The organism is Streptomyces sp. PA03-5A, assembly GCF_033792725.1.
Classification (GTDB): domain Bacteria; phylum Actinomycetota; class Actinomycetes; order Streptomycetales; family Streptomycetaceae; genus Actinacidiphila.
Genome location: NZ_JARAVL010000022.1, coordinates 19,695 through 35,578 on the forward strand (window position 1 = coordinate 19,695; position 15,884 = coordinate 35,578).

General features: G+C 73.6%; 9 protein-coding genes. 1 reads left to right on the forward strand and 8 read right to left on the reverse strand.

Going from position 1 to position 15,884, the window contains the following annotated elements:
* Window positions 1-7: 7 nt before the first annotated feature.
* From PV410_RS26165 to PV410_RS26195, 7 genes are all read right to left on the reverse strand, one after another.
* A complete protein-coding gene (locus PV410_RS26165; protein WP_500328069.1) occupies window positions 8-1,609 on the reverse strand; it encodes a succinic semialdehyde dehydrogenase in 1,602 nt (533 codons plus the stop codon).
* Between the two features lie 122 nt (window positions 1,610-1,731).
* Complete coding sequence (locus tag PV410_RS26170) at window positions 1,732-3,249, reverse strand: serine/threonine-protein kinase (protein WP_500328070.1); 1,518 nt, start codon at window positions 3,247-3,249, stop codon at window positions 1,732-1,734.
* Between the two features lie 20 nt (window positions 3,250-3,269).
* Entirely contained in the window at window positions 3,270-4,643 is a 1,374-nt protein-coding gene (locus PV410_RS26175; protein ID WP_500328071.1) for a serine/threonine-protein kinase, read from the reverse strand.
* Window positions 4,644-4,728: 85 nt separating this feature from the next.
* Window positions 4,729-6,606: a serine/threonine protein kinase gene (locus PV410_RS26180; protein ID WP_500328073.1), complete on the reverse strand. Its 1,878-nt coding sequence runs from the start codon at window positions 6,604-6,606 to the stop codon at window positions 4,729-4,731.
* Between the two features lie 81 nt (window positions 6,607-6,687).
* On the reverse strand, window positions 6,688-8,553 hold the full coding sequence (locus PV410_RS26185; protein WP_500328074.1) for a serine/threonine-protein kinase: 1,866 nt from the start codon (window positions 8,551-8,553) through the stop codon (window positions 6,688-6,690).
* 121 nt (window positions 8,554-8,674) lie between these two features.
* Entirely contained in the window at window positions 8,675-10,300 is a 1,626-nt protein-coding gene (locus PV410_RS26190) for a serine/threonine-protein kinase (RefSeq protein WP_500328076.1), read from the reverse strand.
* 102 nt (window positions 10,301-10,402) lie between these two features.
* Window positions 10,403-12,109, reverse strand: coding sequence for a glycerol-3-phosphate dehydrogenase/oxidase (locus tag PV410_RS26195; RefSeq protein WP_500328077.1), 1,707 nt, complete (start codon window positions 12,107-12,109; stop codon window positions 10,403-10,405).
* Between the two features lie 413 nt (window positions 12,110-12,522).
* On the opposite strand from PV410_RS26195, the gene PV410_RS26200 reads away from it, so the two are divergent.
* Window positions 12,523-13,758, forward strand: a complete 1,236-nt coding sequence (locus PV410_RS26200; RefSeq protein ID WP_500328079.1) for a nucleotide sugar dehydrogenase — start codon at window positions 12,523-12,525, stop codon at window positions 13,756-13,758.
* 30 nt (window positions 13,759-13,788) lie between these two features.
* Here the strand turns inward: PV410_RS26200 and PV410_RS26205 are convergent, their stop codons facing one another.
* Window positions 13,789-15,864 (reverse strand): acyltransferase family protein, encoded by a 2,076-nt coding sequence (locus PV410_RS26205; RefSeq protein ID WP_500328081.1) that lies wholly within the window; start codon window positions 15,862-15,864, stop codon window positions 13,789-13,791.
* Window positions 15,865-15,884 lie beyond the last annotated feature (20 nt).

Sequence of the window (15,884 nt, forward strand, 5' to 3'; positions counted from 1 at the left end):
CCCTCCATCAGCGGAGCCTCAGCGCCTTCATCAGCCGGAGGCTGCGGCTCATGAAGGCCGCGTACGCCGCGTCGTCCATGCCCAATGACGGGGCCATCGGCAGCAGGCGCTGCGTCGCCACCGTCTGCGCCTCGGTGTACTTGAGGATGCCCTCGGAGCCGTGCCTGCGGCCGAGCCCGGAGTCCTTCATGCCGCCCATCGGGGACTGCACACTGCCGTACGCCGGCGCGTAGCCCTCGTTGACGTTGACGGTGCCGCTGCGCAGACGCGCGGCGATGCGGGCGCCGCGGCGCGTGTCCTTGGTCCAGACGCTGGAATTGAGGCCGTACGGCGTCGCGTTGGCGCGCTCGACCGCCTCGTCCTCGTCGGTGAAGCGGTACACGGACACCACCGGGCCGAAGGTCTCCTCCGCGCACACGGCCATCGGCGGCTCGACGCCGTCCAGGACGGTCGGCTCGAAGAAGTACGGGCCGACGTCGGGCCGGGCCCTGCCGCCGGTGAGGACGGTGGCGCCCTTGGCGACGGCCTCCTCCACGTGCCGGGTGACGGTCTCCAGCTGGCGCTCGCCGGCCAGCGACCCCATCCCGGCGCCGTAGGCGAGGGCGGTGCCGAGCTTGAGGGCGCCGGCGCGCGCGGTGAAGCGCTCCAGGAAGGCGTCGGCGACGGACGCGTGGACGAAGAGCCGCTCGATGGAGATGCACAGCTGGCCCGCCGAGGAGAAACAGGCGCGGACCGCGCCCTCGGCCGCCTTGTCGAGGTCGGCGTCCTCCAGCACCAGCAGGGCGTTCTTGCCGCCGAGTTCGAGGGAGGCGCCGATCAGGCGGGCCGCGGCCCGCGCGGCCACGTCCCGGCCGGTACGGGTGGAGCCGGTGAAGGACACGTAGTCGGCGTGCTCCACGACCGCCGGGCCGACGACCGGGCCCTCCCCGATGACGACCTGCCAGACGTCGGCGGGCAGTCCGGCCTCGATCAGCTGCTCGCGCGCCCACAGGGCGGTCAGCGCGGTCTCGGTGTCGGGCTTCATCACCACGGCGTTGCCGGCCGCAAAGGCGGGCAGCGCGTCGCCGATGGAGAGTTCCAGGGGGTAGTTCCACGGCGCGATCTGGCCGACGACACCACGCGGGTGCCGCAGCTCCCGCACCTTGGTGAGGGCCGGGATGGCGCCGGTGTGCCGCTTGGACCTCAGGTACGACGGGGCCTTGACGCCGTAGTGCCGCGCGGCGACGGCGACCGCGAGCACCTCCTCGTGCGCGTGCAGCCGCGTCTTGCCGGTCTCCAGCTGGATCAGGTCCAGCACCTCGGACTGGCGGGCCAGCACGAGGTCGTGGAAGCGCAGCAGCACCGCGGCGCGGCGGCGCACCGGCGTCGCCGCCCACGCCTTCTGCGCCTCCCTCGCCCGGTCGTAGGCCGCCGCCACGTCCTCCGGCGTCGACTCGGGGAGCTCCGCCAGCTTCTCGCCGGTCAGCGGCGTGTGGTTCACGGTGCGGCCGCTGCCGGCGACGCCCCGCGTCAGCCGCGCCACGAGGTCCGGTGTCACCACGTCCGCGGCGGTCCTGCTGCCGGAGGGGGCGACCGGATTGCCGTTACCGGCAGTAGGAGAGTCCGTCATGGCGGGAGCGTACGACGCGGTGACACCGCGTGCATACCCGTCAGTAGCCAGTTTTCACAATTACGCCAGCAAAAGCTGGCAGGAACGCCGCGACCCGTCCCCGGCCCGCCCGCGCCGGGACCTCATCCGGTGCGGAAGGTGACGCGGGCGGTGTCGAAGTAGTCCCGTCCCCGCTCGGCCAGCTGGAGGGGCGAGGAGACCCACAGGTCGTACTGGCGGCCGCCCTCCTCCCAGCACAGGTCGAAGGTGCGGCGCGGTTCGCCGGGTGTGAAGCCGTCCCAGGTGAACTGCCACAGCGCGGCCGGGTGCCCGTTCTGCGTGGTGGGGGTGACGAAACCGTCCCGGTAGCCCTGGTACGCCGCAGGGCCCGAGGCGTCCTGGGCCCGCATGACCGCCTCGGGGCCGCGGGCGTCCGGCGGCTGGCTGCGGATGCCGACGCGGAACTCCTCGCCGGCGGAGTAGTAGAAGATCCGCGGCGGTTCCAGGGAGCGCCGGAAGCCCTCCGGCAGGGCGAGCGAGAAACCGGCGGGATCGTCGACCGTGCGGAAGCCCGCGGGGAGCGCCGGGGCGGACGGCGCCGGGGCGGACGGCGTGGACGCGGCGGACGGGGTGGCGTGCGTGGCCTTGCCGCTCGTGGCGACGGTGCGGACCGGGGAGGCGCCGCCCCCCGGCGATCCCCCGTCCGGCAGCAGGGACGCCGCCGCGACACCGGCCCCCGCCAGCACCGCCACGCCCAGCGCGGCCGCGAGCGGGGCCCGCCTGCGCCGGGCCCGGGGAAGCGGCGCGTCCTGCCGCTCCGCCTCCGGGAGGGGCGCCGGCGCGGGCACCGCGGTGGGCGGCACGCCGGTCTCCGCGTAGGCGGCGAGCAGGGTCTCGGTCTCCTCCGCGGTCGGGCGCCGCCCCGGCTCGCGGCGCAGCAGCGCCTCGACCACCGGCAGCAGGGGCCCGGTCCGCTCCGGCGGCCGGATCTCGTCGAAGACGACGGCGTGCAGCACCTCCCCCAGGGAGTCGCGGCGGAACGGCGACCGCCCGACGACGGCCGCGCACAGCAGGACGCCCACCGACCACAGGTCGGAGGCGGGCCCGGCGGCCTGCCCGGACATGCGCTCGGGGGCGGTGTACTCCGGAGAGCCCACGAAGTCCCCGGCCTTGGTCAGCGTGGTCGCGCCCGCCACCCGCGCGATGCCGAAGTCGGTCAGCACGACCCGCCCGGTGCCGTGCTCGACGAGGACGTTGCCGGGCTTGATGTCGCGGTGGAGGACCCCGCGCTCGTGCGCCGCCCGCAGCGCACCGGTGACGGCGGCGCCGACGCGGGCGGCCTCGCGCGGTGCCAACGGGCCGTCCTGGGCGAGGACTTCGGCCAGGGAGCGGCCGTCGACGAGTTCCATGACGATCCAGGGGCGGCCGTCCTCCTCGACCACGTCGAACAGGACGATCACATGGGGATGCCGTATCTGCGCGACCGTGCGGGCCTCCCGCAGGGCGCGGTCCTCCTCGCCGTCGGCGTGCAACTCCTTGACCGCCACCCGGCGGCCCAGCAGTTCGTCGTCGGCCCGCCACACCGTGCCCATGCCGCCGCGCCCGAGCCGCCCCGTGATCCGGTAGCGCCCGGCGACCAGCCGCCCCCCGTCGCCCGTCATGGGGCCATGATGCCGCACCGTCAGTTCCCCGGATCCGGTCGCCAGGTCTGCAACGCCACCTGGAAAACGGCGGAGGCGGCGGCCCAGTCGCCCGCCGGCGCCCCCATGTAGAGGGCGTACTCGCTGCCGTCGGCCGCGACGTACGCCTGGTCGACGGCGCGGCGCGGGCCGGGGTGCTCCTTGGAGTCGGTCCAGCTGAACTCCCACAGGCAGCCGTCACCGCCCCGGAAGGTGTTCTGGTGCAGCCGCACCCGGGTGTAGCCGGGCAGCGCCCGGACGCTCTTCTCCAGTTCGAGCAGGTGCATGTACGGATTGAGCCCCGGCGCCGCGCGGCCGACGCCGATGCGCAGCCGGTGGGCGCCGTCGTCGGGCGTGTAGTCGATCTGGTCGCCGTCCAGTTGCCGCTTCCAGCCGCGCGGCACGGTCAGGCTGAACCCCGCCGGGTCGTGGACCCGCACGTAGCCGGCCGGGACCCCGGGGCCGTCGCCGTGCCGCTTCACCACCGCCAGGACGGCTCCGGTGCCCGCGAGCAGCGCCACCGCGACCGCGGCGGCCACGAGGGCGGTACGCCGCCCGCCGGGGCGGCGCCGGGGACCACCGGCCGCGATGGCCGCAAGGGTGGTCGCCACGTGCCCGGCCTCCGGCCGCGCGGCCGGTTCCTTGGCGAGCAGCGCCGCGATCACCGGCCGCAGCGGCCCGGCCGCCCGGGGTTCGGGCAGGTCCTCGTACACCACGGCCTGCAGGGTGCCGATCGGCGAGGTGCGGCGGAACGGCGAGCGGCCCTCGACCGCCGCGTAGAGCGTGGCGCCCAGCGACCACAGGTCGGACTCCGGCCCGGGACGGCCGCCGCGGGCCCGTTCGGGCGCCAGGTAGTCGACGGAGCCGACGAGTTCGCCGGTCCGGGTGATCGCCGAGTCACCCTCGACGACGGCGATGCCGAAGTCCGTCAGCAGGACCCGGCCGTCGCGGGCGAGCAGCACGTTGGCCGGCTTGACGTCCCGGTGGAGCACCCCCGCGGCGTGCGCCGCGCGCAGCGCCTCCAGCACGGCGGCGGCCACGGCGGCCGCCCGCCGCGGCGGCAGCGGGCCGTCCCGCCGCACCACCTCGTCCAGGGAACGGCCGTCGACCAGTTCCATGACGATCCAGGGCCGGCCGTCCTGTTCCACGACGTCGTGGACGGTCACCACGTTGGGGTGGTTGATCCGGGCGGCGGCGCGGGCCTCCTGCTTCATGCGCTCCTGGAGCACGGCGCGGTCGTCCTCGGCGAGGTGGGCGCCGGGCGTCAGCTCCTTGACGGCGACGGTGCGCCGCAGCACGACGTCCTGGGCCTCCCACACCCGGCCCATGCCGCCGCGGCCGATGACGTCGCCGAGCCGGTACCGTCCGGCCAGCACGCTTCCGCTCCCGCTCACACCCCTGCCCCCACGGCTTCAGCGACGCGCGCCGCAGCCGCGCGGTTCCGGTCCGGGCCGGCCGCACTCAGGTGGTGCGGTAGGTCTCCGCGGCCTTCTCGAAGTACCGCTTGACGTCGGCGCGCCGGCCGTCCGGCCCGATGACCAGGACCACGTGGTACCTGCCGTCGCGGATCATCACCAGGTTGCGCGCGAACAGCTGCCGCCCGGAGCCGTCGCTCCAGCTGAACTCCCCTTCGGCGGCGGCGATCCCGCCCATGTCGAGGCGGCGCAGGCCGGAGGCCGAGGACCAGCCGGAGGCGCGGAAGCCCGCCAGCTCCGGCTCGTCGTTCTGGTAGACGATCGGGTCGCCGCCCTTGTCGGCGACGGAGTCGCGGCCGGGTACGACGAGCAGCTGGTAGTCGCCGCCGGTGTAGCGGACCTGACCGTCGGCGTTCCTCCCGGTCCGCTGCCAGCCGTTGGGGACGGCGAGGCTGAAGCCGGCCGGGTCGGTGCGCAGCCGGAAGTCGCCGCCGAGGCCCGTGGTGGCGGCGTCGTCCGCGGGGGCGGACCGCGTGGGCGGCGGGGCGCTCGTGGCGGGGGCCGTGCTCCGCGGGGCCTTGGTGCCCGACGGCTTGGTCGTCTGCGGCCGCTCGTCGCCGCCGGGCACCTGCGCGGGCAGGGTCCGCGTGGCGCCGGCCGCGCCCCGGTCGTCCGCCGCCCCGCCGCGCGGCATGAAGAGCACCGCGTACAGCACGGCGGCGACCATCAGGAGCAGCACCAGGGCGACCAGGGTGACCCCGAGGCTGCGCGGGCCGCGTGCCGTCCCCTGCCGCCGCTCCTTGGTGCGCTTGTGGCGCCCGTGGGCGGGATGGGCGGGTACGGGGTCGGCGGCGGCCTTGCGGCGGCGCACCAGTTCGCCGCGGCGCCGTACGACCGGCAGCTTGTGCGGATCGTCGGCGGGCACGGGCACCGTGCTCAGCCCCAGGTCCGGCTCGGGCGCGGACCGGACGAGCGAGCGCAGCCAGCCGCGCAGCTCCTCCGCGTCGGGCCGCTCCTCCGGGTCCTGGCGGAGCAGGGACTCCACGACGGGCCGCAGCGGGCCGCACTCCTCGGCGTACGCGGGCGGCTCGGCGATGACCAGCTGGACCAGTTCCGCCGTGCTCTCCTCCGGGAACGGCGGATGCCCCTGGACGCTGCGGAACAGCAGGGACCCCAGCGCCCACAGGTCGGCGGCCGGGCCGACCGGCGGGGCGAGCTGCCAGTTCTCGTGGACCTCGGTGGCCTGCTCCGGGGCCCACCGCTCGGTGACCGGGCCGACCACGGTGAGCCGGGCCTGCCGGGCGCGCTCCAGCTCCAGCGCGGAGTGCGGGCCGTCCCAGCTGCCGCCGGGTGCCTCACCGCCCCCGGCCATGGCGGGCACCGGCACCGGGTTGTACCCGCACAGCGCCTCCTGGGCGGCGCCCACGGCCAGGCCCGAGAGCATCGCCCGGCCGTCGTCGCAGACCAGCACGGTCCGGCCGGTGACGTTGCGGTGGACCCAGCCCTGCGTGTGCAGCACGCGCAGCGCGGTCAGCACGTCGGAGGCCACTTCGGCGGCACGGTACGGGCTGAGCCGCTTGTCGGCGAGGACCGCGGCGAGCGGGCGGGCGGCGACCAGCTCGCTCACTATCCACACGCTGCCGTCCTCGACGAAGATGTCGAAGACCTGCACCAGCCGGGGGTGATCGGGTATCGCGGCCGCGGCCCGCGCCGCCTCCAGGGCCCGGCGGGCGGTGTCCCCGCCGTCACCGTGCTGGGGCTCGGGCTCGGCGCTGACGACCTCGGGGAGCAGGACCTGGCGTATCAGCACCTCCTGGTTGCTGAAGGTGTCCCAGGCCCGGGTCTCCACCAGTTCGAACTCGTCGGCGGGCGGCCGCGGCAGGCGGTAGCGGTCGGCCAGTACGCGTCCCGCGTAGTCGTCCACGACGCCTCCCCAAAGCGTCAGATCCGATCCGTTCTGGATGCGGACAGTCCGCAATGACTCACGATACGTGCTCGAGCGGCGTCACTTGGCCGGTTTGAAGGTCTTGTAGAGCGCCTCACGCATCTCCGTGGTCTTCTTGCCGTTCCACCCGGCGTCCGGCGCGATGAAGAGGATGGCGTATCCGTGACCGTCGTCCACGACGAAGCCGCGATTGACGGCGCGCATCTTGGTGCCGCCGGAGGTGTAGGTGAACTCCCAGTCGGCGGCGGTGCGGTAGCCGCGGTAGTCCACGTCCTTTATGGACACCCGCTGGTAACCGGGGAACCTGGCCGCGGTACCCGACTCGTTCTGGCGCCAGGCGTCCGCCGCGCTCTTGCCCGGGCTGTGGGTGTAGTCGACCTGGACCCGGGGGCTGTGGCGGGCGTTGAAGATCCAGCCGTTGCCGGCCCGCTCCTTGTTCGCGGCCCAGCCGGCCGGCAGCGCTATCGAGAAGCCCTCGGAGTCGGTGTAGGTCTTCCAGCCGGCCGGAACGGCGGCGGCGCCGTCCTTCCCGCTGCCGGAGCCGCCCGAGGACCCGGAGGAGGAACTGCCCGACCCCTTGCCGGAGTTGTCGTCGTTCCCCTTGTCGTCGCCGCCCTTGCCGGAGCCGTCCTCGCTCCCCTTGCCCTGGTCGTCGCCGCCCTTGCCGTCCTGGACGCCGTCGTCACCGGACTTGGGGCTCGCCGAGGAGGGCGGCTTGGCGGGCTGCCTGGCGCCCGGGTCGTCGTCGCCCTGGGCGGCCCAGAACCCGATCCCGGTCCCGAGCAGCGCGAGGGCCAGCACGACCGCCGCGAAGAGCAGTCCGCGGCGGCGGCGCTCGTCCAGCGAGGCCAGGAGCGGCACCCGGGGGGCGGCGGCTGGGGCGGGGACCGGTACCGGCGCGACCGGCGCGGACGCGGTCGCCGGGGTGACCGCGGCCGCCGGGGCGGTCTCGGGCTCCGGCTTGGCCTTGGCGGCCCGCAGCGCCGCCTGGTCGGCGGCGGCGGCCCGGGTGGCCGGCGGCGCGTCGGTGGGCGTCGGCTGCGGGTCGGAGGGCGGCAGCGGCATGGTGCGCGTGGCTTCCGCGACCGGGACGTCCGGCGCGTGGGCGACGCCGGTGAGCAGCGGGCGCACACCCGCGTCGTCCAGCCGCAGCTCGGGGTCCTTGTTGAGCAGCCCCTGGATCGCGTCGGCCAGCGGGCCCGCGTTGCGCGGGGTGCGCAGCGGCTCGGTCATGACCGCCGTGAGCGTGGCGATGGCGGAGCCCTTGTCGTACGGCGGCCGGCCCTCGATCGAGGCGTACAGCAGGGCGCCCAGCGACCACAGGTCGGCCGGCGGGCCCGGCTTCTGGCCGCGCGCCCGCTCCGGCGAGATGTACGAGGGAGCGCCGACGAGCATGCCGGTGGAGGTGACCGACGGGTCGCCGTCGATCTGGGCGATGCCGAAGTCACTGAGCACGACGCGGCCGTCGTCGGCGATCAGGACGTTGGACGGCTTCACGTCGCGGTGGAGGATGCCCTCCTTGTGGGCGGCCCGCAGGACGTCCAGGACGGTCAGCCCGACCTCGGCGGCCCGCTTGGGCGTGAGCGGTCCGTCCTCGCGGATCGCGTCCGACAGCGAGCGGCCCTCGACCAGCTCCATGACGATCCAGGGCCGGCCGTCCTCCTCGACGACGTCGAAGACCGTCACGGCCCCGGTGTTGCGGATCCGGGCGGTCGCCTTGGCCTCGCGCAGGGTGCGGGTCACCAGGCGGCGCTTCTCGTCCTCGTCGATGTTGTGCGGGAAGCGCAGCTCCTTCACGGCGACCGTGCGACCGAGCGTCTCGTCGACGGCCCGCCAGACGGTACCCATGCCGCCCTTGCCGAGGACGGCGCCGAGACGGTAGCGGTCGGCGATGAGACGCTGGTCGGTGTCGTGCGCCTGGCCCATGAATTCCCTCTGCCGTCGCTGAAGATGAAGCTCCCTCATCGCCTGCTGTCGGCGACCGGGGGATGGAGACCTCCATCATCCCTGACTCGGGGCCGTGGTCCCACCCCGGCCCCGACGTGTGCTAGTCGTGGACGACGAGTCCGGCCACCGCGTTGTCGAAGACCGGCCGGAAATCACCCCATTGAGCCGTCGGCGCGGAGAGGTAGACGGCGAACTCGCGTTCACCGGGCTCCCCGAAGCCCAGGTCGATGGCGCGGAAGTCGCGGGCCTTGCCCTCGAAGCTGAACTCCCAGATGGCCGCCGGGCGCTCGCGCCAGCGGGTGCTCTGCATGCGCAGCCGCTCGTACCCGGGCAGCTTGGGGATGGTCTGCTGTTCCTCTTCCTCGAAGTGCTCCAGCGGGTCGTTGGCCGCGTAGTCCAGCGTGCCGATCCGCATGCCGGCCAGACCGGTCGGGTCGACGTAGATGACCTGCTGGCCGTCGTCGCTGACCTTGCGGGTCCACCCGTCGGGCACCGGGACCGAGAACCCGCGGTCCGGTTCCTCCGCCAGGTGGTAGCCGGCCGGCACGGGCGACGGGCCCGGCACGGACGGTGCGGGCGAGGATGGCGAGGAGGGTGAGGGGGGCGACGACGTCGCGGAATGGCTCGGCCGCGCCCCGTCGCCCTGCGCGCCGCCGGCGCTGCCGAAGTGCTCGGCGGCGTAGAACCCGCCGCCCGCGAGGGCGGCGGCCAGCGCCACGGCCACCAGCACCCGTACGCCGGTGCGGCGACGCCGCTCCGGGGCGGGCGGCGGGACCGGGACCCCCGAGGGGACCGTGGGGGCGGGCGACGGCGCGGGCTGCGCGGCCGGTGCCGGGGGCCGGACGACGGCGGTCGGCGCGGTGTGCAACAGGGTGAGGCTCTCGCGGGGGACGCTGGCGGTCTCGGTCTCGGCGGCGCTCGCCCGCAGCACCCGCTCGGCCTCCGCCGCCGACAGACGCCGCTCCGGCTCCCGCACCAGCAACCCCGCGATGACCGGCGCCAACGGCCCCGCCCGGCCCGCCACCGGCACCTCATCGGTGGCGATCGCGTACGCCGTCTCGATCGCCGTGTCCCGGCGGAACGGCGAACGCCCCTCCACCGCCTGGAACAACGTCGCCCCCAACGCCCACAGATCCGCCTCAGGACCCGGAGCACCACCGGTCAGCCGCTCCGGAGCCAGGAAGTCGATCGAACCGATCAGCTCACCCGTCCGCGTCAGCGTCGACGTCCCCGAAGCCTGCGCGATCCCGAAGTCCGTCAGCACCACCCGCCCCGACGCCGACAACAACACGTTGCCCGGCTTCACATCCCGGTGCAGCACCCCCGCCGCATGCGCCGCACGCAACGCCGCCACCATCCCCCGGCCGATCCGGGCCGCCTCCCCCGGCGCCACCGGACCCCGCTCCTTCAGCAGATCGCCCAAGGTCGTCGACGGCACGTACTCCATCACGATCGTCGGCAGACCCTCGTCGTCCACCACGTCGTGCACCACCACGACATTGGGATGACTGATCCGCGCCGCACTGCGCGCCTCCCGCCGGGTCCGCTCGAACAACGTCTCCAGCTCGTCGTCCTGCAGGTGCGGCTGGGGCTGGTGGAGGCGCTTGACCGCCACCGCACGGCCCAGCAGCTCGTCCTCGGCCCGCCAGACCGTACCCATGCCGCCACGGCCTATCCGCTCGACCAGCCGGTATCTCCCGGCCACCAGGCGTCCGAGCTCGGACATCGCGCGCCCCTTCCTGCAACCTACGAGAAGGAACGATATCCGGCCGGGCCACGGGAACCGCCAAAGCCGTGGCCCACGCCTCGCGCGGCGTACCGGCGGCGGCTACAGCGGGACGATGTCCGGGGCGCCCAGCCGGGCGGCGTCCGCGGTCTGGTCGTCGGGCTGGCGCTGGGACTCCCGCTCGGCCTCGACCCGCTTCTCGTAGTGCTCGACCTCCTTCTCCACCTGCTCCTTGTCCCAGCCCAGGACGGGGGCCATCAGCTCGGCGGCCTCACGGGCGCTGAGCGTGCCGCGGTCGAAGGTCTCGATGGAGATGCGGGTGCGCCGGGTGAGCACGTCGTCCAGGTGCCGCGCCCCCTCGTGCGAGGCGGCGTAGACGACCTCGGCACGCAGGTAGTCGTCGGCCGCGCCGAGCGGGCGGCCCAGCGACGGGTCGTCCTCGATCAGCTGCAGCAGTTCCTCGCAGAGCGAGCCGTAGCGGTTGAGCAGGTGCTCGATCCGCGCCACGTGGAGGCCGGTGCGCGCCGCGATCCGGGCCCGCGCGTTCCACAGGGCGTGGTAGCCCTCCGCACCGGCCAGCGGGACCTCCTCGGTGACGCACTCGGCGACCCGGTGCGCCAGACCGTGCACGGCCGCGTCCACCGCGTCCTTGGCCATCACCCGGTACGTCGTGTACTTGCCGCCCGCGACCACCACCAGGCCCGGCACCGGGTGCGCCACGGTGTGCTCGCGCGACAGCTGGCTGGTGGCCTCCGACTCCCCGGCCAGCAGCGGCCGCAGGCCCGCGTACACGCCCTCCACGTCGTCCCGCGTCAGCGGCACGGCGAGCACGGAGTTGACGTGTTCCAGCAGGTAGTCGATGTCCGCGCTGGACGCGGCCGGGTGCGACTTGTCCAGGCTCCAGTCGGTGTCCGTGGTCCCGACGATCCAGTGCCGGCCCCACGGGATCACGAAGAGCACGCTCTTCTCGGTCCGCAGGATCAGCCCCGTCGAGGAGTGGATCCGGTCCTTCGGCACGACCAGGTGTATCCCCTTGGACGCCCGCACGTGGAACTGGCCGCGCTCCCCGATCAGCGCCTGCGTGTCGTCCGTCCACACCCCGGTGGCGTTCACGATCTGCCGGGCGCGCACCTCGTAGACGCCCCCGGCCTCCACGTCCTCGACCCGGGCGCCCACCACGCGCTCGCCCTCGCGCAGGAAGCCGATCACGCGGGCCCGGTTCGCGGCTAGCGCGCCGTACGCGGAGGCCGTCCTGACCAGCGTCATCGTGTACCGGGCGTCGTCCATCTGCGCGTCGTAGTACTGCAGCGCCCCGACCAGGGCCTCCTTCCGCAGGCACGGCGCCACCCGCAGCGCGTTCTTCCGGCTCAGGTGGCGGTGGTGCGGCAGACCGCGGCCGTGCCCGGAGGAAAACGCCATCGTGTCGTACAGCGTCACACCGGCGCCCGCGTAGAAGCGCTCCCACACCCGGTGCTGCAGCGGGTACAGGAACGGCACCGGCTTCACCAGGTGCGGCGCCAGGCGCTGGAGCAGCAGACCGCGCTCCTTGAGGGCCTCCCGGACGAGGGCGAAGTCCAGCATCTCCAGGTAGCGCAGCCCGCCGTGGATCAGCTTGCTCGACCGGCTCGACGTCCCGGACGCCCAGTCGCGGGCCTCCACGATGCCGGTCGCCAGCCCGCGCGTCGCGGCGTCCAGCGCCGTCCCGGCGCCCACGACGCCCGCGCCCACCACGAGTACGTCGAGTTCCTGCTCCGCCATCCGGGCGAGCGCGGAGGAACGCTCCGCCGGTCCCAGTGTCGCCGTCAGCATCCTGGCCTCCCGTCGTGACGCGGGGTCGCGCCTCAGCGCATTCCCCGTCCCCACGATCGTTACCCGTGTCGTGGCCCCCGGCTACTTCGGGCTCCGCCGGTCCCCGGTTCGTCCGTGCGGGTTGTTTGCGCCTGCGGCGGGCATCCCCCACCCGCCCGCCCTCCCCCAGCCTTCGGCCGGGGGGAGGGCGGGCGGCGGGAAACCCCCCAACAGCAACCACAAGGGCGCCGCACACAACAACCGGGCAGCCCGGCGCAGGCGCAACGCACTCGCGCACGAGGGGCGGGCTCCACAGGAGGGGGCCGGACCGCGTGGCGTGCAGTCATATCAGCTACCTGTCTGGTTAGCCTGATTTCGCGCCATTTGGGTACCAGGACGTACCAGGACGCACCCCGCCGCCGGAGAGGACCCCCATGCCCGCAGACCTCGCAGTCATCGGACTCGGCCACGCCGGGCTGCCCCTCGCGCAGGCGGCCAGCGCCGCCGGGCTGGGGGTGATCGGGTACGACCCGGACGAGCACGTCGTGGAGGCGATCAACGCAGGCAACCGGGTGCCCTGCGGGGCGCTGGCCGCCGCCGACGTGCGGCGGATGCTCGCCGGCGGCTTCCGCGCGACCGCGGACACGGCCGCCCTGGGCCGGGTGCGGGCGGCCGTGCTGTGCGCGCCGACCCCGCTCGGGGAAGGCGGGGAGCCGGACCTGACGGCGCTGGCGGAGGCCGCCCGCGCGCTGGCCGGACAGCTGCGGCCGCACAGCACCGTCGTCCTGGAGTCGCCGGTGTACCCGGGGACGACGGAGGACTTCCTGCGTCCGCTGCTGGAGGAGGGTTCCGGCCTGCGGGCCGGCCACGGCTTCCACCTGGCGTACGCCCCCGCGCGGCACCCCGGCACACCGAAGGTGATCGGCGGGCTCACCCCCGCCTGCACGGAGGCCGCGGCCGTCTTCTACGGCCGGTTCACCGAGCGGATCGTCCGGGCCCGGGGGGTGCGCGAGGCGGAGACCGTGCAGCTGCTGGAGACCAACCACCGGCACGTCAACATCGCCCTGGCGAACGAGATGGCCGTGTTCTGCCACGACATCGGCGTGGACGTCTGGGACGTCATCCGCTGCGCCGAGACCCGCCCCCACGGCTTCCAGGCCTTCCGCCCCGGCCCCGGGGTCGGCGGCCACACCATGCCGCTGGACCCCGGTCACCGGCCGTACCAGGGCCGGGTGGGCGGCCATCCGCTGCGCCTGGTCGAGTACGCGCAGGAGGTCAACGCCCGCATGCCGCGCTACGTGGTGCAGCGCGCCGCCGCCCTGCTGAACGAGCACGGCAAGTCGCTGCGCGGGGCGCGCGTGCTGCTGCTGGGCGTGACGTACAAGCCGGACCTGCCGGACCAGGAGCGCTCGCCGGCCGGCGAGATCGGCGCCCGGCTCGTCGAGCTGGGGGCGCAGCTGAGCTACCACGACCCGTACGCCCCGCAGTGGCGGGTGCTGGACCGCCCGGTCCCCCGCGCCGACTCCCTGTGGGAGGCCGCGGCGCACGCCGACCTGACAGTCCTGCTCCAGCACCACCGCACCTACGACATGCAGGGCCTGGCGGTGAAGGCCCAGCTGATGCTGGACACCCGCGGGGCCACCCCGGTAGGGGCGGCCGCGCGGCTGTGAGCCGCCCGGGGTGGGATCGGGCCGACGCGATCAGCTCGCCAGGACCTTCTTGAAGGTCGGCTCCAGATAGGGGGCCAGGGAGCGGGCGTAGCTGCCCGTCATGTGGCTGTAGTCGAAGTAGACGACCCTTCCGCCGATCACGGCGGGACAGTATCCGTCCGCACAGAGGGCGGGTGTGGAGTCGATGACCTCGGCTCCGTGTTCCTCGGCCACTTCGCGTTCCATGGCACGGATCTCCGGGTGGTCGAGGATCTTCTCGGCCTTCGGGCTGCAGGACGAGATCTTGCCCGAGCTTCCTGCCAGACAGTCAGGGACGCTGAAGCCCGGATACGGGGTGTCCGTCAGGAAGATGAGGTGCGCACCCGTGGCCTTGAGCGCGTCGAACGTCTCCTCGGCGCCGTCGCGTGTGGCGGTCGGCTGGGCGCGGTCCGTGACAACGATGACGTCCGGCTTGATCTTGGCGATGTAGTCCATGGCGGACTTCCGCCAGCTGGTGCATTCGCTGTAGTCGCGCCCGAGATCCTCGCGGGTGATCTCGTAGGCCTCCGGGCTGCAGCCGCCCTTCGCGATGGTCACCATCTTCGCGTGGAGGTTCTTTCCGACCTCCTCGAAGGCGTTGCCCCATTGCCAGGAGTGGGAGTCTCCGAAGACGACGACCGTGGCCTTCCCGTCCGGGTCGCCGATGACGCAGTCGTCACGCATGACGAACGTCGCGACGTCGATGTTGTCGATGCACCCGTGCCCGGTCTGATCCTTCGGTGACTTCAGCAGGTACTCCTCGCTGAGCTCGGGCCTGGCACGCTCGGCCACCGCAGCCTTCACCGAGTCGGTGCCGCTGAAGCCCACGGCCGCCGCGCTGTTCCCGGACAGGGTGATGGACAGATTGAGCGGCACCACACGCACGGCGAGAGTCATGACGACGGCGGCGGCGGCGGTCAGGGACACCCCCATGAGGATGCCGCGCCACGGTATCTGGACCATCCGGACGTTCGCCTTGAAGGGCCGTTCGACGAGGTAGTGCATGCAGACGGCGAGGAGGAAGGAGAGCACCGCCACCCGCCAGCGGTCGGAATAGCCGAACTCCCGGTTGATGATCTCCGGGAACAGGATGAGCAGCGGCCAGTGCAGCAGGTACCAGCTGTAGCTGGCATTGCCGATGAAGTCGAAGACCGGGTTGTCGAGGAGCTTTTCGGCACCGAGGCGGGGCGCGGCGCAACCGCCGGCGATCACCAGTGCGGCGCCCACCACCGGCCCGGCCACCGCGTAGCCGGGCAGCGGGGTGTGCTCGTTGATGAGCAGCGCGGTGCCCACCGCGCCGAGGATGCCGACCCAGGTGAGGAAGCCCGCGAACCACAGGTTCATACGGGAGAGGAGCCTGGCGTTGAGAGCGACGAAGACGCCGAGGGCCAGCTCCCAGACCCGGGTCTGGGTGCCGAAGTAGGCGAGCGGCTGGTCCGACTTGGTCTGGGTGACCGACAGGTAGAGCGAGCCGGCGATGGCCGCGGCGAGGAAGAGTCCTATCAGAAAGCGGCTGCGGGTGAGCACCCGGCTGAGCCAGGCGACGATGACGAGCGCGATCGGCGCGACGACGTAGAACTGCTCCTCGATGCCGAGCGACCAGAAGTGCTGGTAGGGGGACTGGCTTCCGTCGTTGGCGAAGTAGTCGGTGCCGTTCTCGGCGAGCCGCCAGTTGATGAAGCTCAGGGAGGCCGCGAAGCCGTCCTTCATGTAGTCGCGGAAGGAGAACGGACCGGCGAAGAACCAGGCGAAGACCGCGGTGACCACGATGGTGAGCGAGGCGCCGGGCGCGAGCCGGCGGAAGCGCCGGGCCCAGAACTTGCCCAGCGAGACCTTGCCGGTCCGGCTGATCTCACCGAGGAGCTGACTGCCGATGAGGAAGCCGCTCAGCACGAAGCTGATGTCGACGCCGCCGTGGATGTCGACGATGCCGCAGTGCATCGCGACCACCATCATGATGGCGACGGCACGCAGACCCTGGAGGTCCGGGCGGTACTTGCGCAGGCGGTCCGTCTTCTCCGGCTGGGGCTCCGGCCGGTGCCGGTGCGAAGGCTGCGGACTGACGGCCGTTGAGGCGTGGGTGGTCACGATTCTCCAGAAAATGCCCG